This is a genomic window from Roseobacter sp., from assembly GCF_039970775.1.
Taxonomy (GTDB): Bacteria; Pseudomonadota; Alphaproteobacteria; order Rhodobacterales; family Rhodobacteraceae; genus Roseobacter.
Genome location: NZ_JBDVLG010000063.1, coordinates 1 through 25,943, shown reverse-complemented (window position 1 = coordinate 25,943; position 25,943 = coordinate 1). Strand labels below are relative to the sequence as shown.

The 25,943-nt window shown below is 58.6% G+C and carries 27 protein-coding genes; 17 read left to right on the top strand and 10 right to left on the bottom strand.

What is annotated here, in order from left to right:
* Positions 1–84: 84 nt before the first annotated feature.
* The 3 genes from ABJH13_RS16445 to ABJH13_RS16435 all read left to right on the top strand — a co-directional run bounded on the left by ABJH13_RS16445 (position 85) and on the right by ABJH13_RS16435 (position 4,862).
* Positions 85–1,269, top strand: a complete 1,185-nt coding sequence (locus tag ABJH13_RS16445; protein ID WP_348407294.1) for an aminotransferase class I/II-fold pyridoxal phosphate-dependent enzyme — start codon at positions 85–87, stop codon at positions 1,267–1,269.
* A gap of 17 nt (positions 1,270–1,286) precedes the next feature.
* A complete protein-coding gene (locus tag ABJH13_RS16440; RefSeq protein ID WP_348407293.1) occupies positions 1,287–4,136 on the top strand; it encodes a DNA translocase FtsK 4TM domain-containing protein in 2,850 nt (949 codons plus the stop codon).
* Between the two features lie 120 nt (positions 4,137–4,256).
* Positions 4,257–4,862 carry an outer membrane lipoprotein carrier protein LolA gene (locus ABJH13_RS16435; protein ID WP_348407292.1) on the top strand — a complete coding sequence of 202 codons (606 nt, stop codon included), beginning with the start codon at positions 4,257–4,259 and terminating at the stop codon, positions 4,860–4,862.
* A gap of 8 nt (positions 4,863–4,870) precedes the next feature.
* Here the strand turns inward: ABJH13_RS16435 and ABJH13_RS16430 are convergent, their stop codons facing one another.
* Positions 4,871–5,455, bottom strand: coding sequence for a lytic transglycosylase (locus tag ABJH13_RS16430; protein WP_348407291.1), 585 nt, complete (start codon positions 5,453–5,455; stop codon positions 4,871–4,873).
* Between the two features lie 250 nt (positions 5,456–5,705).
* On the opposite strand from ABJH13_RS16430, the gene hspQ reads away from it, so the two are divergent.
* A complete protein-coding gene (gene hspQ, locus ABJH13_RS16425; protein ID WP_348407290.1) occupies positions 5,706–6,032 on the top strand; it encodes a heat shock protein HspQ in 327 nt (108 codons plus the stop codon).
* A 35-nt stretch (positions 6,033–6,067) separates the two neighbouring features.
* Here the strand turns inward: hspQ and ABJH13_RS16420 are convergent, their stop codons facing one another.
* From ABJH13_RS16420 to ABJH13_RS16410, 3 genes are all read right to left on the bottom strand, one after another.
* Positions 6,068–7,642 carry a gamma-glutamyltransferase family protein gene (locus ABJH13_RS16420; protein ID WP_348407289.1) on the bottom strand — a complete coding sequence of 525 codons (1,575 nt, stop codon included), beginning with the start codon at positions 7,640–7,642 and terminating at the stop codon, positions 6,068–6,070.
* 244 nt (positions 7,643–7,886) lie between these two features.
* Positions 7,887–8,366 (bottom strand): ATP-binding protein, encoded by a 480-nt coding sequence (locus tag ABJH13_RS16415; protein WP_348407288.1) that lies wholly within the window; start codon positions 8,364–8,366, stop codon positions 7,887–7,889.
* On the bottom strand, positions 8,363–8,701 hold the full coding sequence (locus ABJH13_RS16410; RefSeq protein WP_348407287.1) for an STAS domain-containing protein: 339 nt from the start codon (positions 8,699–8,701) through the stop codon (positions 8,363–8,365). The genes ABJH13_RS16415 and ABJH13_RS16410 overlap by 4 nt, the downstream gene beginning before the upstream one ends.
* Positions 8,702–8,783: 82 nt before the next feature.
* On the opposite strand from ABJH13_RS16410, the gene ABJH13_RS16405 reads away from it, so the two are divergent.
* Both ABJH13_RS16405 and ABJH13_RS16400 read left to right on the top strand, forming a co-directional pair.
* Complete coding sequence (locus tag ABJH13_RS16405; protein WP_348407286.1) at positions 8,784–9,944, top strand: acetyl-CoA C-acyltransferase; 1,161 nt, start codon at positions 8,784–8,786, stop codon at positions 9,942–9,944.
* A gap of 29 nt (positions 9,945–9,973) precedes the next feature.
* Positions 9,974–10,429, top strand: a complete 456-nt coding sequence (locus tag ABJH13_RS16400; protein ID WP_348407525.1) for a GAF domain-containing protein — start codon at positions 9,974–9,976, stop codon at positions 10,427–10,429.
* 84 nt (positions 10,430–10,513) lie between these two features.
* Here the strand turns inward: ABJH13_RS16400 and ABJH13_RS16395 are convergent, their stop codons facing one another.
* Together ABJH13_RS16395 and ABJH13_RS16390 are read right to left on the bottom strand one after the other, a co-directional pair.
* Complete coding sequence (locus tag ABJH13_RS16395; protein WP_348407285.1) at positions 10,514–10,981, bottom strand: Hsp20 family protein; 468 nt, start codon at positions 10,979–10,981, stop codon at positions 10,514–10,516.
* A 168-nt stretch (positions 10,982–11,149) separates the two neighbouring features.
* Positions 11,150–11,944, bottom strand: a complete 795-nt coding sequence (locus tag ABJH13_RS16390) for a trypsin-like serine protease (RefSeq protein ID WP_348407524.1) — start codon at positions 11,942–11,944, stop codon at positions 11,150–11,152.
* A 320-nt stretch (positions 11,945–12,264) separates the two neighbouring features.
* Here ABJH13_RS16390 and ABJH13_RS16385 point away from each other — a divergent pair, with 320 nt between their 5' ends.
* Positions 12,265–12,957, top strand: a complete 693-nt coding sequence (locus tag ABJH13_RS16385) for a DUF599 domain-containing protein (protein ID WP_348407284.1) — start codon at positions 12,265–12,267, stop codon at positions 12,955–12,957.
* Between the two features lie 26 nt (positions 12,958–12,983).
* On the top strand, positions 12,984–13,349 hold the full coding sequence (locus ABJH13_RS16380; protein WP_348407283.1) for a hypothetical protein: 366 nt from the start codon (positions 12,984–12,986) through the stop codon (positions 13,347–13,349).
* Here ABJH13_RS16380 and ABJH13_RS16375 read toward each other — a convergent pair.
* From ABJH13_RS16375 to ABJH13_RS16360, 4 genes are all read right to left on the bottom strand, one after another.
* A complete protein-coding gene (locus ABJH13_RS16375; protein WP_348407282.1) occupies positions 13,346–13,930 on the bottom strand; it encodes a GNAT family protein in 585 nt (194 codons plus the stop codon). The genes ABJH13_RS16380 and ABJH13_RS16375 overlap by 4 nt on opposite strands.
* 68 nt (positions 13,931–13,998) lie before the next feature.
* Entirely contained in the window at positions 13,999–14,469 is a 471-nt protein-coding gene (rlmH, locus tag ABJH13_RS16370) for a 23S rRNA (pseudouridine(1915)-N(3))-methyltransferase RlmH (RefSeq protein WP_348407281.1), read from the bottom strand.
* Between the two features lie 26 nt (positions 14,470–14,495).
* Positions 14,496–14,864: a ribosome silencing factor gene (rsfS, locus tag ABJH13_RS16365; protein WP_348407523.1), complete on the bottom strand. Its 369-nt coding sequence runs from the start codon at positions 14,862–14,864 to the stop codon at positions 14,496–14,498.
* Positions 14,865–15,026: 162 nt separating this feature from the next.
* Positions 15,027–16,322 carry a mechanosensitive ion channel domain-containing protein gene (locus ABJH13_RS16360; protein WP_348407522.1) on the bottom strand — a complete coding sequence of 432 codons (1,296 nt, stop codon included), beginning with the start codon at positions 16,320–16,322 and terminating at the stop codon, positions 15,027–15,029.
* A gap of 265 nt (positions 16,323–16,587) precedes the next feature.
* Between ABJH13_RS16360 and leuC the strand changes: the two genes are divergently transcribed.
* The 9 genes from leuC to ABJH13_RS16315 all read left to right on the top strand — a co-directional run.
* Complete coding sequence (gene leuC / locus ABJH13_RS16355; protein WP_348407280.1) at positions 16,588–17,994, top strand: 3-isopropylmalate dehydratase large subunit; 1,407 nt, start codon at positions 16,588–16,590, stop codon at positions 17,992–17,994.
* Positions 17,995–18,189: 195 nt separating this feature from the next.
* A complete protein-coding gene (gene leuD, locus ABJH13_RS16350) occupies positions 18,190–18,795 on the top strand; it encodes a 3-isopropylmalate dehydratase small subunit (protein WP_348407279.1) in 606 nt (201 codons plus the stop codon).
* Between the two features lie 156 nt (positions 18,796–18,951).
* Positions 18,952–20,079 carry an endonuclease/exonuclease/phosphatase family protein gene (locus tag ABJH13_RS16345; RefSeq protein WP_348407278.1) on the top strand — a complete coding sequence of 376 codons (1,128 nt, stop codon included), beginning with the start codon at positions 18,952–18,954 and terminating at the stop codon, positions 20,077–20,079.
* Between the two features lie 81 nt (positions 20,080–20,160).
* On the top strand, positions 20,161–21,267 hold the full coding sequence (gene leuB / locus ABJH13_RS16340; RefSeq protein WP_348407277.1) for a 3-isopropylmalate dehydrogenase: 1,107 nt from the start codon (positions 20,161–20,163) through the stop codon (positions 21,265–21,267).
* Between the two features lie 130 nt (positions 21,268–21,397).
* Positions 21,398–22,348: a DMT family transporter gene (locus ABJH13_RS16335; RefSeq protein ID WP_348407276.1), complete on the top strand. Its 951-nt coding sequence runs from the start codon at positions 21,398–21,400 to the stop codon at positions 22,346–22,348.
* A 137-nt stretch (positions 22,349–22,485) separates the two neighbouring features.
* A complete protein-coding gene (locus ABJH13_RS16330) occupies positions 22,486–23,583 on the top strand; it encodes a zinc ABC transporter substrate-binding protein (protein WP_348407275.1) in 1,098 nt (365 codons plus the stop codon).
* A gap of 44 nt (positions 23,584–23,627) precedes the next feature.
* Positions 23,628–24,275: a DUF1007 family protein gene (locus ABJH13_RS16325; protein ID WP_348407274.1), complete on the top strand. Its 648-nt coding sequence runs from the start codon at positions 23,628–23,630 to the stop codon at positions 24,273–24,275.
* Positions 24,266–25,147: a hypothetical protein gene (locus ABJH13_RS16320; protein ID WP_348407273.1), complete on the top strand. Its 882-nt coding sequence runs from the start codon at positions 24,266–24,268 to the stop codon at positions 25,145–25,147. The genes ABJH13_RS16325 and ABJH13_RS16320 overlap by 10 nt, the downstream gene beginning before the upstream one ends.
* 76 nt (positions 25,148–25,223) lie before the next feature.
* Positions 25,224–25,943 (top strand): GTP-binding protein (locus ABJH13_RS16315; RefSeq protein ID WP_348407272.1); only part of this gene is annotated, 720 nt, incomplete at its 3' end.

The window sequence follows — 25,943 nt, the reverse complement described above, 5'->3', positions numbered from 1 at the left end:
CTGCGCGTTTTTGTGGACGCATGCGGCTGCCTCAGGTACTTTAGGGTAAACGGGACGCAAATGATCCCGAACTGAGGCAGATTGATGGTGTTTCCCGAGCGGTTTTCGAACCTTCCGGCGCATGCGTGGCCGCGCCTGCGTAATTTATTGGACGTCTCTGAAGGAGGCGGCCCTGCGATACACATGACCATCGGGGAGCCAAAGCACGCCTTCCCCGCTTGGGTCATGGATGTCATCGCGGAAAATGCGGTGGGGTTTAACAGCTACCCCCCGAACGAAGGTTCGCCGGAATTGCGCGGGGCCATCGCGGGTTTCGTCCAACGGCGTTATGATGTCGCGCTGGACCCCGATACCCAAGTGATGGCGCTGAACGGCACGCGCGAAGGGTTGTACAACGCAGTCATGGCGCTGTGCCCCGAAGCCAAGAACGGCCAGCGCCCCGCGATCTTGATGCCGAACCCGTTTTATCAGGTCTATATGATCGCGGCCTTGGGGGTCGCGGCAGACCCGATCATGGTGCCCGCAACCTTGGAAACCGCGCATCTACCTGATTTTGCAGGGCTGCCCGAAGACGTGCTGAACCGCACCACGGCGGCCTATATCTGTTCGCCCGCCAACCCGCAGGGGGCTGTGGCCACGCGCGACTATTGGCGCGATCTGATCGCGTTGGCTGAAAAATACGATTTCAAGATTTTCGCGGATGAATGTTATTCCGAGATCTACCGCGATACGCCGCCCGTCGGGGCCTTGCAGGTCGCCCAAGAGATGGGTGCCGACCTCAACCGTGTGGTGATTTTCCATTCGCTGTCCAAACGGTCGAATCTGCCTGGGTTGCGGTCTGGGTTTGTGGCGAGTGGTGCAGAAAATATCCGCGAAATCCGCCAGTTGCGGAACTTTGCAGGGGCGCCGTTGCCATTGCCGTTACAAGCAGCGGCTGCAGCCGTGTGGAACGACGAGGCGCATGTCATCGAGAACCGCGCGATGTACGTGGAAAAATACAAAGCCGCAGACCGTATCTTGGGGCACATCCCCGGATACGCCAGCCCAGAGGCCGGGTTTTTCCTGTGGCTGCCTGTTGAAAACGACGAAGCCGCGGCGGTCAAACTGTGGCGCGAAACGGGCGTGCGGGTGTTGCCGGGCGGGTATCTGGCACAGGACTGGAACGGCACCAATCCGGGACAAAAATACATCAGGGCCGCGATGGTGGCCCCACAAGCAGAAACAGAGCACGGGATCACGTTGATCCGCGATTGTCTGTATCCGCAGTAATTAACGAGGGTCTGAGCATGGCATATCAAACACGTGGACGCGATCCATTGCTGGATCGTTCAATGGCCGAAGCAGTTGAAAAGCGCGGCAAGGAACTGTTTGGCCTTGTGTTGATTGCACTGGGGCTCATGGCCTGCGCAATGATCGCGTCGTACACGCCGGATGATCCCAATTGGATGGTGTCCACCGACGCACCGGTTCAGAATTGGCTGGGTCGTCCGGGGGCATCTTTGGCGTCGCCATTGTTTATGATTGTCGGGTGGGGCGCCTGGGGGATCGGCATTGTACTGGTCGCTTGGGGGCTGCGGTTTGCGCTGCACCAAGGGGCAGACCGTGCGATTGGCCGGCTGATTTTCGCACCGATCGCCATTGCGCTTGGGTCTATATATGCAGCGACACTGTCGCCGGATGGCAACTGGCTGGACACGCATAGCTTTGGTTTGGGGGGGCTGTTTGGCGACACAGTCATGGGCGCGTTGCTGACCATGCTGCCCATAGGATCGACGATCACGGTCAAGCTGATGTCCGTGGTGATGGCGATAGGGATCTTGGTCTTTGGCGCGTTTGTGACGGGGTTCACCCGGCCCGAATTGATGCGCGTTGGGCGGTTCCTTTTGGTGGGTATCGTGATCATTTACGCAGGCCTTATGGCGCTGTTGGGGCGTGGTGCCAGCGGTGCCTTGGCCACGGCGCATTCGATTTCATCGCGCCATGCAGAACGCCGCGCCGAGATGCGCGAAGCCCGTGCCGCCGCCGTGGCGCTGGAGGCCATTCACACCGAAGTGGCCCCTGCCGACGACGCACCCGCCTTTCAAGACGAGCGACAAGAGCCAAAGACGGGCTTGTTTGCACGCATGCCGGGTCTGGTCAAACGCGCCGACCCCTTGCCAGAACCCGAATTGGTTGAGGCCGATATGGTCGTGGACATAGATGATGCGCCCGGCGAAGACCGGATCAGGGCGCGTATTGCGGATGTTATCAGGTCGCGCGCGCGCACCAGCAAACCCGTGCAAACCACGACCTCTACGCCGTTGACCCGTGGCCGGGGGCGTGGGCCCGATGCGCTGGTGTTGGACACCGATGGGATGCGCGCCGAGCCGCCTTTGACGGGGGCATCGGCCATTCCGCCCGCACCTGTTGAGCTGGACACGGTCGAACCGCTGGTCGAACGGTCTGTGCCCGAGGCCCCCGCGGTGCCTGTGGCGCCGATCGCCCCTGCCGTTCCTGCGGCCCCTGTGGTTCCCGTTGCCGAACCGCGCCGCGTTGTGCAGCAACCTGTGCGCAAACCGGTGCAACCGTCGGTCCGCGCGCAGGCCGAAGCAGAGCCCACACTGTCCTTTGACGATTCGCATCCCGGATTCGAATTGCCGCCGCTGAACTTGCTGGAGAACCCCGTGGATGTGCCGCGCTTGCAGCTCAGCGATGACGCGTTGGAAGAAAATGCGCGCATGTTGGAATCGGTATTGGATGACTACGGCGTCAAAGGTGAAATTGTCGCTGTGCGCCCCGGTCCTGTTGTCACGATGTACGAACTTGAACCGGCGCCGGGCCTAAAAGCCAGCCGCGTGATTGGCTTGGCAGACGACATCGCGCGGTCGATGGCGGCGTTGTCGGCGCGGGTGTCGACTGTGCCGGGTCGGTCCGTGATCGGGATCGAACTGCCCAACGACACCCGTGAAAAGGTGGTCTTGCGTGAAATCCTGGCTGCGCGCGATTTTGGCGACAGCCGTATGAGCCTGCCGCTGGCTTTGGGCAAGGATATCGGTGGTGACCCTGTGGTCGCAAACTTGGCCAAGATGCCGCACTTGCTGATCGCGGGGACAACCGGTTCGGGGAAATCCGTGGCGATCAACACGATGATCCTAAGCTTGTTGTACAAGCTAAGCCCAAAAGAATGCCGCATGATCATGATCGACCCCAAGATGCTGGAGCTGAGCGTCTATGACGGCATCCCACATCTGCTGTCGCCTGTGGTAACAGATCCTAAAAAGGCGGTTGTGGCCCTGAAATGGGTCGTGGGCGAGATGGAAGAACGCTATCGCAAGATGTCCAAGATGGGCGTGCGCAACATCGAAGGCTTCAACGGCCGTGTCCGCGAGGCGCTGTCCAAAGGCGAGATGTTCACCCGCACGGTGCAAACTGGATTTGACGACGAGACCGGCGAACCGGTGTTTGAGACCGAAGAAAACACACCCGAGGCGTTGCCCTATATCGTGGTGATCGTCGACGAAATGGCCGACCTGATGATGGTCGCGGGCAAAGAGATCGAAGCCTGCATCCAACGTCTGGCACAAATGGCGCGGGCCTCTGGGATCCACCTAATCATGGCGACACAACGCCCGTCGGTGGATGTGATCACCGGTACGATCAAGGCCAACTTCCCAACGCGGATTTCGTTTCAGGTGACCTCGAAAATCGACAGCCGTACGATTTTGGGCGAAATGGGCGCCGAGCAACTGCTGGGCATGGGGGATATGCTGTATATGGCGGGGGGCGCCAAGATCACGCGCTGTCATGGGCCGTTTGTATCGGACGAAGAGGTCGAAGAAATCGTCAACCATCTCAAGGCATACGGCGCGCCCGATTATATTTCGGGCGTGGTCGAGGGGCCGTCTGATGACAAAGAAAACGACATTGATCTGGTGCTGGGGCTAGGCGGCAATACCGACAGCGAAGACGCGCTATATGACACCGCCGTGCAGGTTGTGATCAAGGATCGCAAATGTTCCACCAGCTATATCCAACGCAAATTGGCCATTGGGTACAACAAAGCCGCGCGTTTGGTCGAGCAGATGGAAGATCAAGGTTTGGTGTCACCCGCCAACCACGTCGGCAAGCGCGAAATACTGGTGCCGGAACAAGCCTGACGGTCTGTGCGTTTCCCTTGCGATGGCAACGATATGCAGCGGCAAGTCGCCGCTGCATATCGTATAACAACCCCGTCAGCCCTATGTGGCATAAGATATTGGTGGCGCAAGGAGCGTTTTATGAAGTCCCTCTTTTCGGCCGTTTTGGTCACATGCCTGACATTGTTCGCGGCGGGGTCAGCGCAGGCCGACAAGCTGACGCTGTCCGAAATATCGGGCTACTTCAACGGCCTAACGACAGCGCGCGGCACCTTCACTCAGGTCAACGGTGACGGATCAACCAGTTCGGGCATTCTCTATATCAGCCGTCCGGGCAGGATGCGGTTCGAATATGACCCACCCGAACAAGCGCTTGTCTTGGCCAGTGCCAATGCGGTTGTGATCATTGATAAAAAGTCAAACCAGCCGCCAGAAACCTACCCCCTGCGCCGGACGCCCTTGTCTTTGATCTTGGCGCGGCGGGTCAATCTGGGGCAGGCGCGTATGGTTGTGGGTCACGAATTTGACGGCACATCGACGATCGTGACCGCCCAAGACCCAAAGAACGCAGACTATGGGACCATCCAAATGCATTTCGCGGGCGACCCTGTCAGGCTGCAACAATGGGTGATCAATGACGCCACCGGTGTCCAAACCACCGTTGTTTTGGACACGCTTGAAACGGGGCTGGACTTGAAAAACAGCTTGTTTGATCCCGGCACCGCATTGCGCAGCCGGGATCGTTGAGACAGCCGTTACCGTAAATTGCAGGTAGCCAGTTGGGCCTGATACAGGTTGGCGCGGGCATCCACATTTCCGGCCACGTTTAAAAGCCACGACTTGCGGTTGTAACTGCGCCGCGCATATCCGGTGTGGCCTTCGTGATAGGCCAGATATTGATTGCGCGTATCGGTTAGTGGGATGCCGTTTTTGGATCGGCTGGTGACCATGTACCACCCCATGAAATCCGACGCGTCCCTGATCCTGTCGCGGCGGGCAAACCGCTTTCCGGTCGCTTTTTTATAGTCTTCCCAGGTGCCATCCAACGCCTGCGCATAGCCGTAGGCGCTTGATACACGGCCCATGGGGATCACACCCAACGCATACCGATGCGGGGTGCGCGCGTTCGAGATGAACCTGCTTTCTTGGTGGATGGTGGCCATTTGCACATGCACGGGCACCCCCCATTTTTGTTCGGTTTTCCGGAACGCTTTTATATACTCGGGGCGCTCGCTGGCTATTCTGCACGCATCATCTAGATGCCGTGGCGCAGTGCCCTGACTGCTCCCGCAAGAGGCAACCAGACCAACCAGTATCATCGCGCGAAGGGTTCTGCTCATTGGCCTCTCGCTTTGTATTTTTATTTTGAAACAGCTTAGCTGAAAATACCGGTTTGGGAAATCACGATTTATCGCCAAATGGCGGAGTTTATCGCGTTTTTCGACAGATCCCGGCGCAAATTGGACCTGTCTGGGGCGGCTTGGGATTGTTGGCGGTCTCATCACAGATTGTTTCCCTGAAACCGTCGGCAATAATTGGACAAATCCTACTTGAACCGTCTAAATGGGTTCGATATGGGGCTTGGTTGTGATGTTAAGTACGCGTGCAAAATACCATCTTGGCCAAGTTGTTCGGCATAAGAAGCATCCCTTCCGAGGGGTCATTTTTGACGTGGATCCTGAGTTTGCAAATACCGAAGAATGGTATGAGGCGATCCCAGAAGACAGCCGCCCCGTGAAAGACCAGCCATTTTACCATCTGCTCGCCGAAAATGACCAAAGCTATTACGTGGCGTATGTTTCCGAGCAGAATTTAGTGGCGGATTATTCGGGCGAACCTGTGGATCACCCCGACATCCCAGACCTGTTCGGGCCGTTTGAAGATGGCACCTACCCGCTGCATTTTCAGTTGAACTAGGGGGTGGCGGGCCCGAAGGCCCACCTGCCTGATCGTCAATAGCCCAAGGCGCAGCCATCTTTGCGCGGATCACTTGCGCCTTCCAGAACGCCATCTTCGCGCATGAGAATCGCCTGAGCGCCGCCGATCGGAACATCGGGAATGGACACGTTGTGCCCCATATCAGACAGATCTTGGCGGGTTTGGTCGGAATAGCCGCGCTCAACCCTCATGTTCCCGTTGTCCGAAAACGCACGGGGGGCGTCGATTGCAGTTTGCGGGTCCATGCCAAAATCGACCAGGTTAGACGCGAACCGCGCGTGACCATTGGGCTGGTACGCGCCGCCCATGACACCAAACGGCATGATGACCTTGCCATTGCGGCGCACCATGCCGGGAATAATCGTATGCATGGGGCGCTTGCCGCCCTTTAGCTCGTTGGGGTGGCCCTCTTCGAGGGTAAAACCCGCGCCGCGGTTTTGCATAAGGATGCCGAATTTATCAGAGGCGATGCCTGACCCAAAGCCATGAAAGATCGAATAAATTAACGACACAGACATCCCATCGCGGTCGACGACGGTGATGTAAATCGTGTCTTTGTGCACGCTTTCCGAAATAGATGTGGCCTGCGCCATCGCTTTTTTCGGGTCAATCAGCGCCGCGAGTTGCTTGGCCGTGTCCATGCTGAGCATGTGATCAAGGCGCGTGGTATAGTCGGCGTCCGCCAGAAAACGATTGCGCGCATCATAGGCTAATTTCGCAGCTTCGGCTTCGATATGCGTGCGGGTTGCGCCAAAAGGATCCATTGCTGCGATGTCAAATTGTGCTAAAATATTTAGCAATAACAAAGCTGTCGCGCCTTGCCCGTTGGGCGGATGTTCGACGACGTCGATGTCTTTATACGCACCAGAGACAGGAGTGGTGTGTGTCGCGGCAGCATTGGCAAAATCGGCGGCAGTGTGGTGCCCGCCGATGGCGTTTAGCGTGTCGATCATATCTTGCGCGACTTCGCCTTCGTAAAAAGCGGCTCTGCCTGATTTTGCGATACGGCGCAGAACATCTGCCTGTCCGGGTGCGCGGAAGATCTGGCCAACCGCCGGGACCTCGCCGTCCATCAGGTAGAAATCACGCGCCTTCCCTTGCAATGTTGCAGCATCCTGACCCCAATCAAACGCGGCGCGCGGGGCGACAGGCACACCGTTTTCAGCCGCCGAAATAGCCGGAGCCACAACCGCATCGAGGCCAATTTTACCAACAATTTCAGAGAGGTGGCAAAACGCGTCTATCGCACCGGGGATCGTTACCGAATGCGCACTGCGCAGCGCGACGGTTTGGTCCCCCGCGGCACGCAATTGGGCGGCGTCTAGGGTTGCTGGCGCGCGCCCGGATCCATTGAGCGCCTGCACATCGCCGTCACCTTGTTGCCACAGCACAAAACAGTCGCCGCCGATGCCTGTCATTTGCGGTTCGCAAATGCCCAAAACCAATGCCCCTGCGATGGCCGCATCCATGGCGTTGCCGCCGCGTTCGAGTATGTCGATGGCTGTTTTCGCCCCCAGCGGATGCGATGTGGCGCACATGCCGTTGGTCGCAAAGACCGGCGAGCGTCCTGGAAGGTGAAAATCGCGCATATGAACCCCCTTGCAGCGTTTTTTCGCAACGTAACGGCGCGCGCGACAATGTCCATGGTTGGACGAACTGTATGTGGGGGAAATTCCTCGACACCGCGAACTGGGTGGGGGCTATTAAACGCGGCGTCGAGGGAAGCTGTATCAAGCTACCCTTGTATTATGCGAGAAGAACAAGGCGTTAATATGATGGCAACTAGGCGGTTTAGGGGAAGAATGATGGCGAATTGAGGCCGTGTCGGGCAAATTACCCGTGTGCGTCGGCGTGATTTTGGGCGAATTCAAGATGCATGGTTAGTGAGTTTTCGCCATCAACTCTTTGATATTGTATATTTTTTGCGAGGCTTTGAACGATAAATAGCCCAAAACCACCCTCGGGCATGTCTTGTAATGCGACGTTGATGTTGGCGGATTGGCCCACCGGCATCGCCAAATTAGGCATCGGTGTGCCCTTATCTGCGATCCGTATGTCGAGACCATCAACCGCGTGCGTGCAGGTAAGTGTGATCCGCCCGGTCGGCCCGGACTGGGGATACGCATGTTCGACCACATTATTCAGCGCCTCTGCCAGAACCAGCTCGACTGTGCCGGTGTCATGGGCCGTCAACGCGAGAGGGCGCAGGCCTACCAGCACCTGCGCGAGCGCATCGCGGACGGCCATCGGGGTGCTGTCGAGAGAGATCGTAAACGCAGGCACAAGCACGACCGGATGATGCGAGGTGGTCACGATCTCATATCTGCCACCGCAGCGTCCAAGGTTGAAAACACATTAAAGACGGTGTCCATCCGGGTCAGTGCGAAGACCCGCGCGACGGTGGGGGTTAGCCCGGCCAAGGCCATCTTGCGGTCCGCCCCGATGGATTTTGTGGCGGCTACGATGGCGCCTAACCCACTTGAATCGATGAATTGTACTTCTCTGAGGTCCAAAATAACGGTTTCTGACCCGCCTTTTATCTCATGCCGGACGGCGTCTTTGAACTCTAGCGCGACTGCCGCATCGATCCGGTCCATAAGAACTGACACAATGCGCAACTGCTCTTCTGTTTTGGTGGTGATGCGCATTATATATGCCCGACTGAGTTGCAGTCTTTCGTTTATCCGGGAAGTGTTACGAATCGGTTAGGCATGAAACAGGGGCAAACACATGGGTGACGTTTTTATCGCTGGCGCTGCCAGAACGCCGATGGGCGGTTTTCAGGGGGATTTCGCAGGTTTGACGGCCTCTGATCTGGGCGGCGCTGCGATTGCAGCCGCGCTGGCCGAGGCAAAACCCACACAGGTCGACGAATTGATGATGGGCTGCGTTTTGCCGGCGGGGCAAGGTCAGGCGCCCGCGCGGCAGGCTGGTTTCAAGGGTGGTTTGGGGCAGCAGGTGCCCGCTACCACGTTGAATAAAATGTGTGGTTCGGGGATGCGCGCGGCGATGATGGCCTTTGACCAGATCGCTTTGGGGCAATCTGATGTGGTGATCGCCGGCGGCATGGAAAGCATGAGTAACGCGCCGTACCTATTGCCTAAAATGCGTGGCGGTGCGCGGTTGGGGCATGGTCAGGTGGTGGATCACATGTTTCTCGATGGGCTCGAAGATGCCTATGAGACGGGCCGGTTGATGGGCACCTTTGCCGAAGATTGCGCCGAACAATTCCAATTCACCCGCGCGGTTCAGGATGACTATGCGTTGGCGTCCCTCAGCCGTGCGCTTGAGGCGCAAAACACCGGCACATTTGACGCGGAAATCGCACCCGTCGAGGTCAAGACCCGCAAGGGGAGCACCACCATCAACGCTGACGAACAGCCCGGTGCGGCCCGCGCCGATAAGATCCCCCAACTGAAACCGGCCTTTCGCGATGGCGGCACAGTGACGGCGGCGAATGCGTCGTCGATCTCGGATGGGGCGGCGGCGTTGGTGATCGTATCAGGGGCGCATACGGGGCCGCGGCGTGCCCGGATCGTGGGTCATGCCAGCCACGCGCAAGCGCCCGGCCTGTTCACCACCGCACCCGTGCCCGCCGCGCAAAAGCTGCTGGACCGGATCGGGTGGACAAAAGACAGCGTGGATCTGTGGGAGATCAACGAGGCCTTTGCCGTGGTGCCTTTGGCGTTCATGCGGGAAATGGCGTTGGATCACGCGCGGGTCAATGTGCACGGCGGGGCCTGCGCGTTGGGGCATCCTATCGGCGCGTCTGGCGCGCGGATCATGGTGACGTTGCTCAACGCGATGGAACGGCGGGATGTGAGACGCGGTGTGGCGGCGATTTGCATTGGCGGCGGCGAGGGTACCGCCATCGCAATCGAACGCACCTAACTAGAAATATGGCGTAATAAGAGACATCTATAATGTTGGACTACGACCACCTAACCAAAACAATCCTTGCGCTGACAGAGGGCGAAACCGACGCGGTCGCGTTGATGGCGACGGTTGCCTGCGAGGTGCATCACGCGGATGCGCGTTTTGATTGGACGGGGTTTTACCGCGTCACAGACCCCGAAATGTTAAAGATCGGGCCGTATCAGGGTGGCCACGGCTGTCTGGTGATCCCGTTTTCGCGGGGCGTTTGTGGTGCCGCAGCGCGCACCGGCCAGACGCAGCTGGTGCCCGACGTAGAGGCCTTTGCCGGGCACATCGCCTGCGCCAGTTCCACCCGGTCTGAGGTGGTGCTGCCGGTGTTCAACGGTGCGGGGGATGTCATCGCGGTGTTCGATATTGATAGCAATCAACCTGCGGCGTTCACCGCGACGGACGCCACCGCGTTAGAGCACATCTTGCGATCTGTCTTTGGGCGACTTTGATCACGGGGTCTGTTCCAACATGCCTTGCAGACATAGAAATGGGCGCCGCCGTCAAGCCGCGCCCAAGGTCTTTATCGAAGGGGTTTAGTTGACGGATTTGGGCTCAGTCACGCCCTTTTCGATCCGATCCGTCGACGAAATCGAGATCTGGCGTGGCTTTAGTGCTTCGGGCACCTGGCGTACCAAATCGATGTTCAACATACCGTCTACGTGCCCCGCGCCGGTCACGTGCATGTGGTCCGCCAGATGAAACCGGCGCTCAAACGCGCGGGTCGCAATGCCGCGGTGCAGGTAGCTGCGGGCAGTGTCATCTTCGACCTTTTTGGCCGCGACGATCAACGCGTTTTCCCGGACCTCGACGCTGAGGTCTGCATCAGAAAACCCGGCAACGGCGATGGAAATCCGGTAGGTGTCGTCGTCTAGCTTTTCGATGTTGTAGGGGGGGTAGGACGGCTGCGCGCCCTCGGTTGTCAGGACCCTATCCATCAAATCTGCGATTTGATCGAACCCAACGGTGGCCCGGTAAAGCGGTGCAAAATCATATGTACGCATGGTGTTATCCTCTTTAGAGCGATCACGCGCCGGCAGTTCCGATAGGGACACAAACCGGCAATGGTTGATGCCGGGGCCCTCAATAGGCACCCCGAACATACCAGATGTGGGGATCAATTTATCGCTTTCAAGACCTGCGCGCGCAGGCGGCCGCACAGACCGCCGCGGCTAGTTTTTCGGCCGGACGAATTTTGCACCGGTGCTCCCACGCCCCTCGCCAACACGCACGCGGGCGGCAATGGGCGGTGTGGTTTGATACACTCCCTTGCCCGCGTCGAGTTCGGCCTGAAGGACCTGCAGCGGGGCACTGAGTGCGGTGCCCAGCGACACATTGTTGCCATTTACTTCTGCCTTGGCAGACACCACCGATACGATCTGCGCGCGCCCGTCGGAAAACACAAAAATCGGCGCGCCGGAGGATCCAAAATCAACCGAACAGGAGGTCACCAAAACGCCTTGTTGGCGGCCCAACACGGTGCAAACCTCTTGCAGGGACGGTGCCTCTGCCCTGTCGTGGGCATAGCTGACCACCCCAACATGGGCGCCTGTGCTGGGGCGTGGCGCGGTGTCGAAGGGTTCGATGGTGGTGTTGCGGATCGGATGATCAAGTTCCAGCAGAGCGACATCATTGCGCACCCGTTCGGAAGACACCTGCGCGTTGTAGGTATAGTCGGGGTGCACCACGGCCCGCCGCACCTGCCGGTAGGCCGACGCACGCCCATTGCGCCACCCGGCCAGAAACTGCACGGTTTCGTGGTTGATCCGCGCGCCAGAGATGGTGTCATACAGGCAATGCGCCGCCGTCAGGACCAAATTCGGCCCGATCAAGGCGCCTGTGCAAAACCCTTCGCCGCCAATGTCTAAACGGCCAACGGCTTCCCAGTCTTTGGCTTGGGTGCCTACGTCCAGTGACTGTAGGTGCCCGTCTTGGGCGGGGTCTTGAGCACTGGCCTGCGTGGCCATGAACAGTGCTAAAACGACAGGCCCCAGTTTAATTCGCATGCCGCCGCCCTCGTTCAAATGTCGCAGTAGATTACAATACGGATGCGGCCAAATTGCGGCGCAGGCCCGCAACCATTGATCCGCGCCTGTCGTCTGGTCCCGTTGGCCAACTGTGCACACAATCGACGCTGACGTGCCAGTCCCAATTCTCATCCGCTGACCGCGCCGAAATGCGATACGAATATACAACACAGACGGCGATGGTGGGCCGTGCGCGTCACAGGCGAAAATGATAAATTTCACCCATTGGCAAGTTTTGCCGGACCTGCCATGCCTGCTCAATGACATTCATAGACCGACTTTCGTTGTTTCAACCGCTGGATTACGTCGCGTTGGCGCTGCTGTTTATGTTGTGGGGCGCGATCGGTTGGCGGGTGGAACATCCGTCGGCCAAACGGGTGTCGACGTCGCGCATCATGGCGGGGTACCGGCAGGAATGGATGCGCCAGATGGTCACCCGTGATCCGCGTATCTTTGACGCACAGGTGCTCAATACGCTGCGGCAAGGCACCGCGTTTTTCGCCTCGACCACAGTGATCGCCATTGGGGGTGCGCTGGCGGTTATGGGCAATGCCGAACGTCTGGCCAATGTCGCCGCCGAAATCACGCTGTTTGATCACCCCACAATTGTCTGGGAATTCAAACTGATGGTGCTGACGCTGTTTCTTACCAACTCGTTTTTGAAATTTGTCTGGGCCAGTCGGCTGTTTGGCTATTGCGCGGTGTTGATGGGGGCGGTGCCCAATAACCCCGACCACCCCAAGGCCTTTCAGCGTGCCGAACAAGCCGCACAGATCAGTATCACAGGGGGGCGCAGTTTTACCCGTGGGCTTCGGTCTATGTATTTTGCACTGGCGTCGGCGGCGTGGCTGGCGGGGCCGATCCCGCTAATCTGTGCTTCCCTCATCACAGTCACCGTGATCTGGCGCAGAGAATTTGCATCTGTCTCTCGTAAAATCCTGCTGAACGCCTAAGTTAGGCGGGACAGAGAGGTCTCGTTGTGCTTGCCAGATTTATAAAGATCATATTTTTCGCCATTGTTGTGGCCGCCGCGCCTGCCTTTGCAGGCCCGCCTCAGGTCGATAATGTCAAAGCCCGCAAGACCGGCGACACGTGGCGGTTTGACGTCACCATTTCGCACGACGATACTGGCTGGGATCATTACGCCGATGCCTGGCGTATCCTCGACATGCAGGGCAACCAGATCGCGATCCGCGAATTGGCGCACCCCCACGTCGAAGAACAGCCTTTTACGCGGTCACTGTCGGGCGTGCGTCTTCCCGAAGGCACCACGCAGGTGCAGGTGCAGGCGCGTGACAATCCCGGTGGCTGGAACCCGCAAACCGCGACGGTTACCCTGCGCTAGCGACTTTTGAGTTTCCATTGAAGGTTCGCCTTTACGCTGGGCCACTCGCTGGCGATAATCGAATACAACGCCGTGTCGCGCACTGTCCCGTTTGGCAAAATGATATGCGACCGCAATACACCGTCCAGCTTGGCGCCCAACCGCTCGATCGCCCGGCGGCTTTGCACATTGACGAAATGGGTGCGGAATTCCACGCAGATACAGTCCAGCTGTTCGAACGCATGTTGCAATAACAGCAGCTTGCATTCGGTGTTCAAGGGCGACCGCTGCACCGATTTGCGGTACCACGTAGAGCCGATTTCAATGTGTCGGTTTGGGGCGTCGATATGCATGTAGGTCGTCATGCCGACGGCTTTGCCCGTTGCGGCATCGATGATCGCAAAAGGCAACATAGTATCCAGCGCACAGCGGCGGTCGATTTCGGCGGCCATGCCTGCGGGGTCTGGAACTGTCGTGTACCACAGGGTGTGCAGGTCACCGTCTGCGGTTGCCTCGGCCAAATCATCGTGGTGCGTCTGCGACAATGGCACCAATGCGACATGCGTGCCTTTGACAGAAAAGGGTTCGGGCCAGGTGGTCATGTGCGGGGTCTCCCAGACAGGTTCAGGGGGTACAAGGCCGGAAAATAAATCGAGGCACAAGCCCAAACCTAGGCGCGGTGGTAGGGGGCCCCTGCAAGGATAGATGCCGCGCGGTACATCTGTTCGGTCAGCATGACCCGGACCAACATATGCGGCCAGACCATTTTGCCGAAAGACAGTGCAAAATCCGCCTGTGACCGCAGCGCAGGGTCGATCCCGTCGGCGCCGCCGATCACAAAGGCCACATCGCCGCGCCCTGCGTCGCGCCACCCTGCAAGCCGTTGCGCAAAATCAGGCGAGCTTTCGAGCCGCCCGCGTTCGTCCATCGCCACCAACACCGCCCCGTCAGGCAGCGCACGGCGGATCAACGGGGCCTCGGTGGCCATGCCGCCGCCTTTGCGGTCGTCCACCTCGACGATGCGCGCAGGCCCAAGGCCAAGGCCCCGACCCGACCGGTCAAACCGGGTGAGATAGTCATCAATGAGATCTTTTTCCGGCCCGGCGCGCAAACGCCCGACCGCTATAATATGTACACGCATAGGTCACTCACACGCCGCTTGGGCGGTCAGTTGTTTGCGCTTTCGGGGCCAGACATTGGCTGCCACATCTTTTCCAGCTGATAGAATTCGCGGACTTCCGGGCGGAAGACGTGCACGATCACATCGCCAGTATCGATCAACACCCAATCGCCGGTGTCCTTGCCTTCCATCTTGGCGGTGCGGCCATAGTCGTCTTTGACCTTCTGCGCGAGCTTTTCAGAAATCGCAGACACCTGACGGGTGGACCGCCCCGAACAGATCACCATGTAGTCGCCAATGGCCGTTTTACCGCGCAGGTCAATCTGCACGATGTCTTCGGCCTTGTCGTCTGCAAGAGATGACAAAACGGTCGCCAGCACCTGGTCGCTTGTGGATGTATCGGTCGCGATGGCCATCACCGCAGAGCCGTTTTGAGCAGCATCGGCTGCGTCAGCATGGATAGACAGGACATTGTCCTCCTTTGAACGCGCCGCCGGACCCCCGGCGCTGGGGTAGGCCCAAGATAACAAGACCTGTGCACTATTTCAATGACAGGGTTCTGGTTAAGATATTCTTGATTAATCGGCGGCAGGGGGCGGTTGGTCGCCCAACAAACGGACCTCGCGTTGGGGGAACGGGATAGAGATGCCATGCGCCTTGAAGGCATCCCATAGCGCCAGATACACGTTGCCCCGGATATTGGTCAGCCCGCCCGTTGGGTCCTTGATCCAGAACCGCAGGATGTAGTCGACCGAACTGTCGCCAAAGCCTACGATATGGCACACGGGCAATTTGGGGTGCGACAACACCCTATCCACCTTGGCGGCGGCCTCGGTTGCCAGTTTGCGCACCTCATGTGGGTCACAGCCGTAGGAGGTGCCGAAAAAGATATCGAGCCGCACGTATTCGTCGGAATGCGACCAGTTGACCACCTGCCCGGTGATCAGGTCTTCGTTGGGGATCAGGTATTCCTTGCCATCGCGGGTGACCACGCTGACGTAGCGCGCGCCCAAGGCGTTGATCCAGCCAAATGTTTCGCCCAGCGAGATCACATCCCCCGGTTTGATCGATTTATCCAGCAAGATAATAACGCCAGACACCAAGTTAGAGACCACTTTTTGCAGGCCAAACCCGAGGCCCACACCAATCGCTCCCGACAGCACGGCAAGCCCGGTTAGGTCGATCCCCACGGCCTTGACGCCCATGAAAAACGCAAACCCGTAGAGCGTGATCTGCACCGCCTTGACGGCGAGCACCTGCATGGATGGGCTGATATCTTCGTTGGCGCGGATGCGACTGGCGGTGGTTGCGCTGATCAATCGTGCGACGGTGAAAAACGCACCGATTACCACGGCCGCAACGATCAACGTCAGCACCGAAAAGTGGAAATCCCCCGCATCCAGCGCCAGCCCATCCAAAAACGTGGATACTTCATCGGAAACGCCAACAAAATAGAGCGTTGCGTAGATCCACAGGGCCCAGGTGACCAGCCGGCGCATAAACCGGTTGCGCACCAACTGCGCGGCATAGGCGATGCCCGTCCAGACAAACGCCAGCGTCGCGGCGAGCCCGATAAAATAAGACCGTGACGGCCATGTGATCTGCTGCATGACCGCATAGAGCGTGCCCGCCAGCACCGCAAACCAGATTAGCCCCATGCGCCGTTTGATCTGCACGATGATGCGCAGCTGCCATTTCGACCAGCCCTCGCGGGCACGCACGTTACGGTCAATGACACGGCACGACACCGCGTGCAGCAGGTAGCACACTGCGGCCAGCCCAATCACGATCAGCACCTGATTCTGTCGCCAACCGGGGGTGATGATACTTTGTAAAAAGCTGACGAAAAGGAACCAGATCTCGTCAACGGACATCAATGCGGCGGCAAAAGGTTCGTCTGTTGGCTCCATGGGGGCTCCTTTTGCGCGAAACTTGCACAGACGGCGGTGGCTCACAAGCGGCCAACCCTTGCAGCACGGCGCGCATCGCTGTATCTGGTCCCTATGATACGCATCGTGGATATGGACGACCGCGCCCGGCTGCGCGAACGCTTTTTTGGGGTGACCCATACCGCGCTGGCGCGACTATAACGTCGCGCGCCACCTTTATCTGACCATTTCAATTGACGGGAGAGGACCTATGTCCCCCAAGACGCTTTACGATAAAATCTGGGATGCCCACGTGGCCCACGAAGCGGATGACGGCACGTGTTTGCTGTATATCGACCGCCATCTGGTGCACGAAGTGACCTCGCCGCAGGCCTTTGAAGGTCTGCGCATGACGGGCCGCAAGGTGCGTGCCCCCGATAAAACCATCGCGGTGCCGGACCATAACGTGCCCACAACACCTGGCCGCGAAGACCCCACCAACATGACGCCGGATTCGGCCGTTCAGGTGGCCGCACTTGATACCAACGCCAAGGAATTCGGTATCCATTATTACCCGGTGTCTGACGTGCGTCAGGGGATCGTGCATATTGTCGGGCCCGAACAGGGATGGACCTTGCCGGGCATGACCGTCGTTTGCGGCGATTCGCACACTGCGACCCACGGGGCCTTTGGCGCCCTGGCCCACGGCATCGGCACCTCTGAGGTCGAGCACGTGCTGGCGACGCAAACGTTGATCCAGAAGAAATCAAAGAACATGAAGGTCGAGATCACCGGCAAATTGCGCCCCGGTGTGACCGCCAAAGACATCACGCTGTCGGTTATCGCGGCCACGGGTACCGCTGGTGGTACGGGCTATGTGATCGAATATTGCGGCGAAGCGATCCGCGATTTGTCGATGGAAGGCCGCATGACGGTTTGCAACATGGCCATTGAGGGCGGCGCGCGCGCCGGTTTGATCGCGCCGGATGAGACGACGTTTGAATACTGCAAAGGCCGCCCGCACGCCCCTAAAGGCGCCCAGTGGGAAACGGCATTGGCGTGGTGGAAAACGCTGTTTTCTGACGATGACGCCGCGTGGGACGAGGTCGTCACCCTAAAAGGCGAAGACATCGCGCCCGTTGTCACATGGGGCACCTCGCCCGAAGACGTTTTGCCCATCACCGCCAATGTCCCTGCGGCAGAGGATTTCGAGGGCGGTAAAATCGGTGCGGCGCAACGGTCGCTTGATTATATGGGTCTGACGCCGGGCACGCCATTGTCTGACGTGGAAATCGACACCGTCTTTATTGGGTCGTGCACCAACGGTCGCATCGAAGACCTGCGGGCGGCTGCCGAGATCCTGAAGGGCAAAAAGATCAAAGACGGGTTGCGCGCGATGGTCGTTCCCGGTTCGGGGCTCGTCCGGGTGCAAGCCGAAGAAGAAGGGCTGGCCGATATTTTCAAAGAGGCCGGGTTTGAATGGCGCCTTGCGGGCTGTTCGATGTGTCTGGCGATGAACCCCGACCAATTGGCCGAAGGCGAACGCTGCGCATCAACGTCGAACCGCAACTTTGAAGGTCGTCAGGGCTATAAGGGGCGCACGCATCTGGTGTCACCGGGTATGGCCGCGGCGGCTGCCATCACCGGCAAGCTCACCGATGTCCGGGACATGATGTGATGCATATGTGCGCTGGTTTCAGATGCGGTGTTTCTACCCCGGATCTGGACACGGCGGCACAGACCTTTGCGATGGATCGCCTGACTGTACCGGCCCCCGGATGCAGCAGGCGGACCAGCCCCAAACAGGCGCGCGCAGTGATCACAGATCACATCGCGTACCCAAAGCCTCGCACCGCGAGCAAGGAGATACATTATGGATAAGTTCAATAACCTCACCGGGATCGCAGCGCCCATGCCGCTGGTCAATATCGATACGGATATGATCATCCCCAAACAGTTCCTGAAAACAATCAAACGCTCGGGCCTTGGCGCTAACCTGTTTGACGAAATGCGGTTTGACCGTCAGGGTAACGAGATCCCCGATTTTGTGTTGAACAAAAGCGCCTACCGCGAGACCGAAATTCTGGTTGCGGGCGAAAATTTCGGCTGTGGGTCATCGCGTGAACACGCGCCATGGGCGATCAAAGATTTCGGCATCCGCTGTGTGATCGCGCCGTCTTATGCGGATATCTTTTACAACAACTGTTTTAAAAACGGTATCTTGCCTATCACGCTGCCCCAAGAGCAGGTCGATATTCTGATGAAGGACGCTGAAAAAGGCTCTAACGCGCGGATGACGATCGATCTGGACGCCCAGACCGTGACCAGTTCGGATGGTGAGACCTTTAATTTTGAGGTGGATGCGTTCAAGAAACATTGCCTGATGAACGGGTTGGACGATATCGGCCTGACCATGGAAAAAGCGAGCTCTATCGATACGTTCGAGGCTGCCGCCGAGCAGGCGCGCCCCTGGGTCTGATCCGTGATTTATCCTGCCCCCATCGTGGGGCAGGGTACGGCCGCCACCGTGCAGGGGCGACGCTCGATACGACATTCGGGCGGTGGCCAAAACGGTCTGCGATCTGATACAGCCTGGGCGTGTAACACCACCTGCTGAATATTGGACGCGCGCCACATGGGTTTTTCTAACCACCAGTTTCCCCACCTGCGGTATCCAGATCATACGGGCGTTCGCGCTGTTGGGTTTTTGATCACATGCGTTGCGATCTGGGTCGTGGCCAGTGCCGCGCAGGCCGACAGTCTGCGGGTTGCCACGTTCAATACCGAACTGTCGCGCAGGGGGCCGGGGTTGCTGTTACGCGACATCGTGCGTGGCGAAGACCCGCAGATCATCGCAACGTTGGATGTGATCGTTGCGGCGCAGGCCGACGTGCTTGTGTTGCAGGACTTTGACTATGATCTGACGGGCGCGGCGTTGGCGGCCTATACGGACGCGTTGCGGTTGAAGGGGCTTGATTATCCCTATCATTTTTCGGCGCGGCCCAATACCGGCATGCCAACCGGGTTGGACATGGATGGCGATGGCAAGTTGGGCGAACCGCGCGATGCCCAAAGTTACGGGCGGTTTTCGGGGCAGGGCGGTATGGCGATTTTGTCGCGCTACCCTATCTTGTTGGATCAACTGGAAGATTTCACCGCGATGTTGTGGCGCGACCTGCCGGGGGCGCTGTTGCCGGTGACCAAAGACGGCCCGTTCCCGTCGCAAGAGGCGCAGGCCATTCAACGGCTGTCGACGACAAACCACTGGGCGGTGCCCGTTGCGCTGCCCGAAGGCGGGCCGGTTCATATCATGACGTTTCACAGCAGCCCGCCGGTATTTGATGGCCCCGAAGACCGCAACGGCAAACGCAACCACGATGAGATCGTGTTTTGGCAGCAGTATCTGTCGGGCGCATTTGGCACGCCCCCCCAAGAGCGGTTCGTTCTGGTGGGGGATCTCAATCAAGATCCGCGCGATGGCGAAGGCATCAAATCCGCGATCAATGGCTTGCTGGCCGACCCCCGGCTGCAAGACCCCACACCACAAAGCGTAGGAAGCACCACCGCCACGGGCGACCCGTTTGACACCGTCGATTGGACAGACCCGGTGCCCGGAAATCTGCGTGTTGACTACATTTTGCCATCGGTGGATTGGCGCGTGCTGGATGCGGGTGTGATCTGGCCTGATCTGGACACACCTTTGGGCCAGACGGTGACCGCAGCCAGCCGCCACCGGTTGGTGTGGGTCGATATCGCCCGCTGACGCCTGGGCCGTGACCGTTTGCTTGACCCTGACAGGACCGCACGGTAGGCCGCACTAAACATATTTTACAGGAGACACGTCATGGCAAACCCATCCCTTCTTATCCTTCCCGGCGACGGGATCGGCCCGGAAGTCATGGAGCAGGTCAAACGTGTGATCGGCTGGTTTGGTGACAAACGCGGGCTGACCTTTGACGTCAGCGAAGACCTTGTTGGTGGCGCGGCCTACGACAAACACGGCACGCCGTTGCACGACGACACAATGGCCCGTGCCCTAGAGGCCGACGCGGTGCTTTTGGGTGCTGTGGGTGGCCCCAAATACGACGAACTGGATTTTAGCGTAAAGCCCGAACGCGGGTTGTTGCGGTTGCGCAAGGAAATGGATCTGTTTTCCAACCTGCGCCCGGCGCAGTGCTTTGACGCATTGGCTGATTTTTCGTCGTTGAAAAAGGACATTGTCGCGGGGCTCGATATCATGATCGTGCGCGAATTGACGTCGGGTGTGTATTTCGGCGAACCGCGCGGGATTTTTGAGGAAGGCAACGAACGCGTGGGCATCAACACCCAACGCTACACCGAAGGTGAAATTGACCGGGTTGCCCGGTCGGCGTTTGAATTGGCGCGGCGGCGGGGCAACAAGGTGTGTTCGATGGAAAAAGCCAACGTCATGGAAAGCGGCATCTTGTGGCGCGAGGTCGTGCAAAAAGTGCGCGACGCTGACTACCCCGATGTTGAGCTGAGCCATATGTACGCCGACAACGGCGCGATGCAGTTGGTGCGTGCACCCAAACAGTTCGACGTGATCCTGACGGACAACCTGTTTGGCGACATCCTGTCTGATTGCGCCGCCATGTTGACCGGTTCGCTGGGAATGTTGCCCTCTGCCAGCCTTGGTGCGCCGGTTGACGGCGGCCGGCCCCGCGCGCTTTACGAACCCGTGCACGGGTCTGCGCCTGACATCACCGGCCAAGGCAAGGCCAACCCTATCGCCTGTATCCTGAGCTTTGCGATGGCGTTGCGCTATTCGTTCGACCAAGGCGAAGAGGCCGCACGGCTGGAGGCCGCCATTGAAAAAGTGCTTGCTGATGGGGCACGGACGGCAGATCTGATGGGCGAAGAAGGCGGCACCCCGATCAGCACCACACAAATGGGTGACGTAATTCTGGGCGCGCTGGACGCCAGCCTGTAATATCTGACCGGCAGTGTTGCATGGCCCGGTGTTTCTGGGTCATCATATGGTCTATAGAACGCGGTAAGGTGCCGTCCCGTGGTCTGCGGGGCGGCATCGTTTTTATGACCCTGACAGCGATGGGCAAGCCATGACCTCGAACACCAAAGCAGCCCTGTTTGCGCTTACGGCGTTTGGTATTTTTGCCAGCCACGATGTGATTATCAAAGTTCTGGGGGGCGGATATTCGCCCGTTCAGATCGTGTTTTTCAGCGTTTTGTTCAGCTTTCCGTTGGCCACGCTTTATCTGTTGCGCGATGCGACGACTGGTACGTTGATACCCAAACACCCATGGTGGATGGCCGCCCGGACAGCGGCGGCCGTCGTCACCGGGTTTTGTGCGTTTTATGCGTTTTCAGTTTTGCCGTTGGCGCAGGTCTATGCCATCCTCTTTGCCGCCCCGCTGCTGATCACCATACTGGCGATCCCGATTTTGGGCGAACAGGTGCATTGGCAACGTTGGGTCGCCGTTGGCGTGGGCCTAACCGGTGTTTTGGTGGTGTTGCGGCCCGGACAGACAGATCTAGAACTGGGGCACCTTGCGGCGCTTGTTTCGGCTATCTGCGGGTCGTTTGCATCGATTATTGTGCGCAAGATCGGGCGCGAAGAACGGTCTGTCGTGATAATGCTGTATCCGATGATGGCCAACTGTATCGTGATGGCTATGTTGCTGCCGCTGGTCTACGAACCTATGCCGTTGGAAGATCTCGGAAAATTGGGCGTCATCGCCTTGTTCGCATGGACAGCAGGGCGGTTTCTTATTGCGGCCTACAACACGGGTGAAGCCGTCGTTGTGGCCCCCATGCAGTATTCCCAAATCCTGTGGGCGTCCTTTTATGGCATGATGTTTTTCAATGAAACGCCGGACGTAAACACGATTGCCGGGTCATGTATCATCATCGCCAGCGGCCTGTTTATCGTGCTGCGCGAGAGCCAAAAACCCGGATCCGAACAACCGGTTTTGCGCACGCGCTCGCGCCCCGAAACCGGCACGACGCCGCGCATTTCAACGTTTCTACGGCGCGACAAACGGTGGAAATGACAGCCTATGGCGGCGTAATGTAGCCGCTGCGGGGCGTGATCTATGACTTTGGCGGGCCTTTTGAGCGGCACCTCTTGTCATGTTATCACATTTCTACTATCCGAACTAAAATGTTATAAAATCACATGGAGACTCCGATGTCTAAAAAGCTAATGGCCCTATCGTTGACGGCTACTTTGATGGGGGGAACGGCTTTTGCTGATGCACCACAGGTTGCGGTTGATATCGGTCCCGTTCATTCATTGGTGGCGCGGGTCATGGACGGTGTTGGCACGCCTGACCTGATCATCCAGCCCGGCGCAAGCCCGCATGAATACAGCCTGCGCCCATCCGAGGCCCGCGCCCTGCAGAACGCGGATTTGGTGTTTTGGATCGGGGAGGATCTGACCCCGTGGTTGACTGATACAATTGCGACATTGGCGCCAGACGCCGCTGTGACCGCACTGCTCGAAGCCGATGGCACGAACGAACTGCCGATTCGCGAAAACGCGTTGTTTGAGGCGCATAACCACGATCACCATGGCGACGAGGATGATCACGAAGACGATGATCATGATGACCACGGCCACGACGACCACGATGAAGAAGCCGGCCACGATGATCATGATGATCACGCCGAAGAGCACGATGACCATGGCCACAAAGAAGCCGCCCATGACGATGACCACGACGGGCACGATGATCATGATGATGACCATGACGATCACGAAGGCCACGACCACGGGGCGCATGACCCACACGCGTGGCTGTCACCGCAAAACGCGATGGTGTGGTTGAACGTTATTGCCGGGCAGTTGTCTGCCGCTGATCCTGCGAACGCGGGGGCTTATTTTGCCAATGCAGCCGCCGGGCGGGCTGAAATGGAAACCCTGATTGACGAGGTGAACGCCACGCTCGCCCCTGTGCGCGGTGGGCAGTTCATTGTGTTCCATGACGCCTATCAATATTTCGAAGTGGACTTTGATTTGCCGGCATCCGGTGCCATTTCGCTTAGCGATGCGTCAGATCCTAGCCCCGCGCGGATCGCGGAAATCCAAGGTCGGATCAAGAACGAAGGCGTTGATTGTGTTCTGGCCGAACCACAGTTCAATCCGGGGCTTGTCAGAACAGTCTTGGATGGCACCCAAGCGCAGACAGGTACCCTTGATCCGCTGGGCTCTGATCTGGAGCCGGGGTCCGCCTTTTACCCACAGCTGATCCGGAATTTGTCTGCGGCGTTGGCGGGGTGTATGTAAACGCCGTTGCCTCGTAGTAGCCTACCCCCAAAACAGGACCTCTCGTGACGCGTATCTTGGTGAGCTTACTGTTATGTGTGATGTGTATTGGCGGGTCTGCCAATGCACATCCGCATGTGTTTGTGGACGCCCGCACCGGGTTTATCTTTGACGGTGACGGGCGGCTTAGCGCGCTAAGGGTGTCCTGGACCTACGATGAATTTACGACGCTTGTCCTGTTCGACATACTGGACCTAGACAAAGACGGCGACGGGCAGTTTGACGATGCAGACCGCGCTGCGGTGATCGCGGGTGAAACCGACTGGGACCCGGACTACAAGGGCGACATTTACTTTGAAGTGGCCGGCCAAGATTACCCGCTGGGGCGCCCTGAGGCCGCCGCCGTTGTCTATGCAAACAACCAGGTCGAGATCTCATTTAACCTGCCGCTGACAGACCCCGTCAGGATCGACCAGCAGCCTGCGTTTTTGCGCCTGTATGACCCCGCGTTTTACTACGCCTATACGATTTTGCCGGACACCCGGCGCGATGATCTGCCGCCTGAATGCCAAACGCAGGTTGTGCCGTTTGAACCCAACGCCGCCGAACGCGCCTTGCAGGACAAACTCGCCGCCCTTGGGCGCGACGAGACCCCGCCTGACGAAAACGTCGGACGTCTTTTTTCTGACGAGGTGCGCCTGATATGTGGATAAAAGCGTGCATCATCGCGGTCTGTATTTTGCTTGTGGGTGCCGCCGCGTGGCACCTTGTGCCGTGGTTCGAATTGCAGCGATGGGCGGCCCAAGAACAACGCGCCTTTCAAAACGCCATGGCCGGGGCCCTTCGGGGTATTCAGGCGGGGGACCCGCTGGCAATCTGGGCGCTGTGTACGGCGACGGCGGCATACGGGTTTTTTCACGCACTTGGGCCGGGCCACGGTAAGGTGCTGATCGGCGGTGCGGCGCTTGCCAGCAACGCGACTCTGAAACGGCTGGGCATATTGACGGTCCTGTCCAGCTTGGCTCAGGCGGCGACGGCAATCCTTTTGGTCGGCGGGCTGTCGTTTTTGTTAAAAATCGGATCTGGCGATTTGGCCAACCTCACCGAAGTATGGCTTGCCCCGGCGAGCTATGGCGCGATTGCGATGATCGGGGGGGTGTTGGCGCTGCGCGGCCTGCGTGGGTTTTTCAAAATGAACCGCACCAAACACGCGTCACATGGGTGTTGCGGCCACGCCCACGGCCCCAGCATCACCGATGTAACCACCTTGACCTCGCGCCGCGATACGCTGGGGTTGATTGCCAGTATCGCGTTGCGGCCGTGCACGGGTGCGCTGTTTGTCTTGGTCATCGCCGCGCGGTTTGATGCCTTTGCGGCGGGGTGCTTGGCGGTTATCACCATGGGGCTGGGAACTGCGACGTTCAACATGGTTGTGGCCACCTCTGGTGTGGTGGCCCGCCGGTTGGCCGGATTCGGCACGCACAACCAAGAGGGCCTGCAGACTATTTCTGCGACCTTGCATGTCGCCGGGGGCACTGCGATTTTTGCGATCAGCATCGGCATGCTGCTGACTTACCTGCCTTAATCCCTCTTGCCCCTGCTGTGTAATTCATGCCACAATATGTTATGTAATAACATTATAGATTATAGGCCGCGACCCGATGACCAAGAGCACCCATACCCCGCCGCCCCGCAATCCCGTGACCCTTCTGACCGGGTTTTTGGGGGCGGGCAAAACCACGCTGCTGAACAATGTGCTGTCCCATGCGGATGGGCCCAAGATCGCGGTGCTGGTGAATGAATTTGGCGATGCGGGGCTTGATCATGACCTGATCGAAGCCGTGGACGAAGACGTGATCTTGATGCAATCGGGGTGTCTGTGTTGTTCCATTCGAGGCGATCTGTCGCGCACCTTGCACGACCTGCTGATGCGCAAGCTCAAGGGGCAGGTCACGTTTGACCGTATTGTGATCGAAACGACGGGCCTCGCAGATCCGGGCCCGATCTTACAGACCTTTCTGATGGATCAGTTTCTGGTCACCAACTTCCGGGTTGATGGGGTTGTCACGGTGGTCGATGCAGCGACGGGTCCGGCGACGCTGGACCGTCAATTTGAAGCCGTGTCGCAGGTCGCAATGGCGGACCTGTTGATCCTAAGCAAGACCGATCTGGTGCCCGCCAGCGCAGCAGATGCATTTGACGCAAGGCTGCGGTCTTTGAACCCAACGGCCGATATTTTGCGCGCCGACCATGGTGCCGTCCCGGTTGCGGCCCTGTGGGATCTGACCGGAATGCACGATCACGGAACATTGGACCAGACCGTATCGTGGCTGACACCGACAACCGCCCCCGACCCATTTGCAAACCTGGTGGGGTTGGCG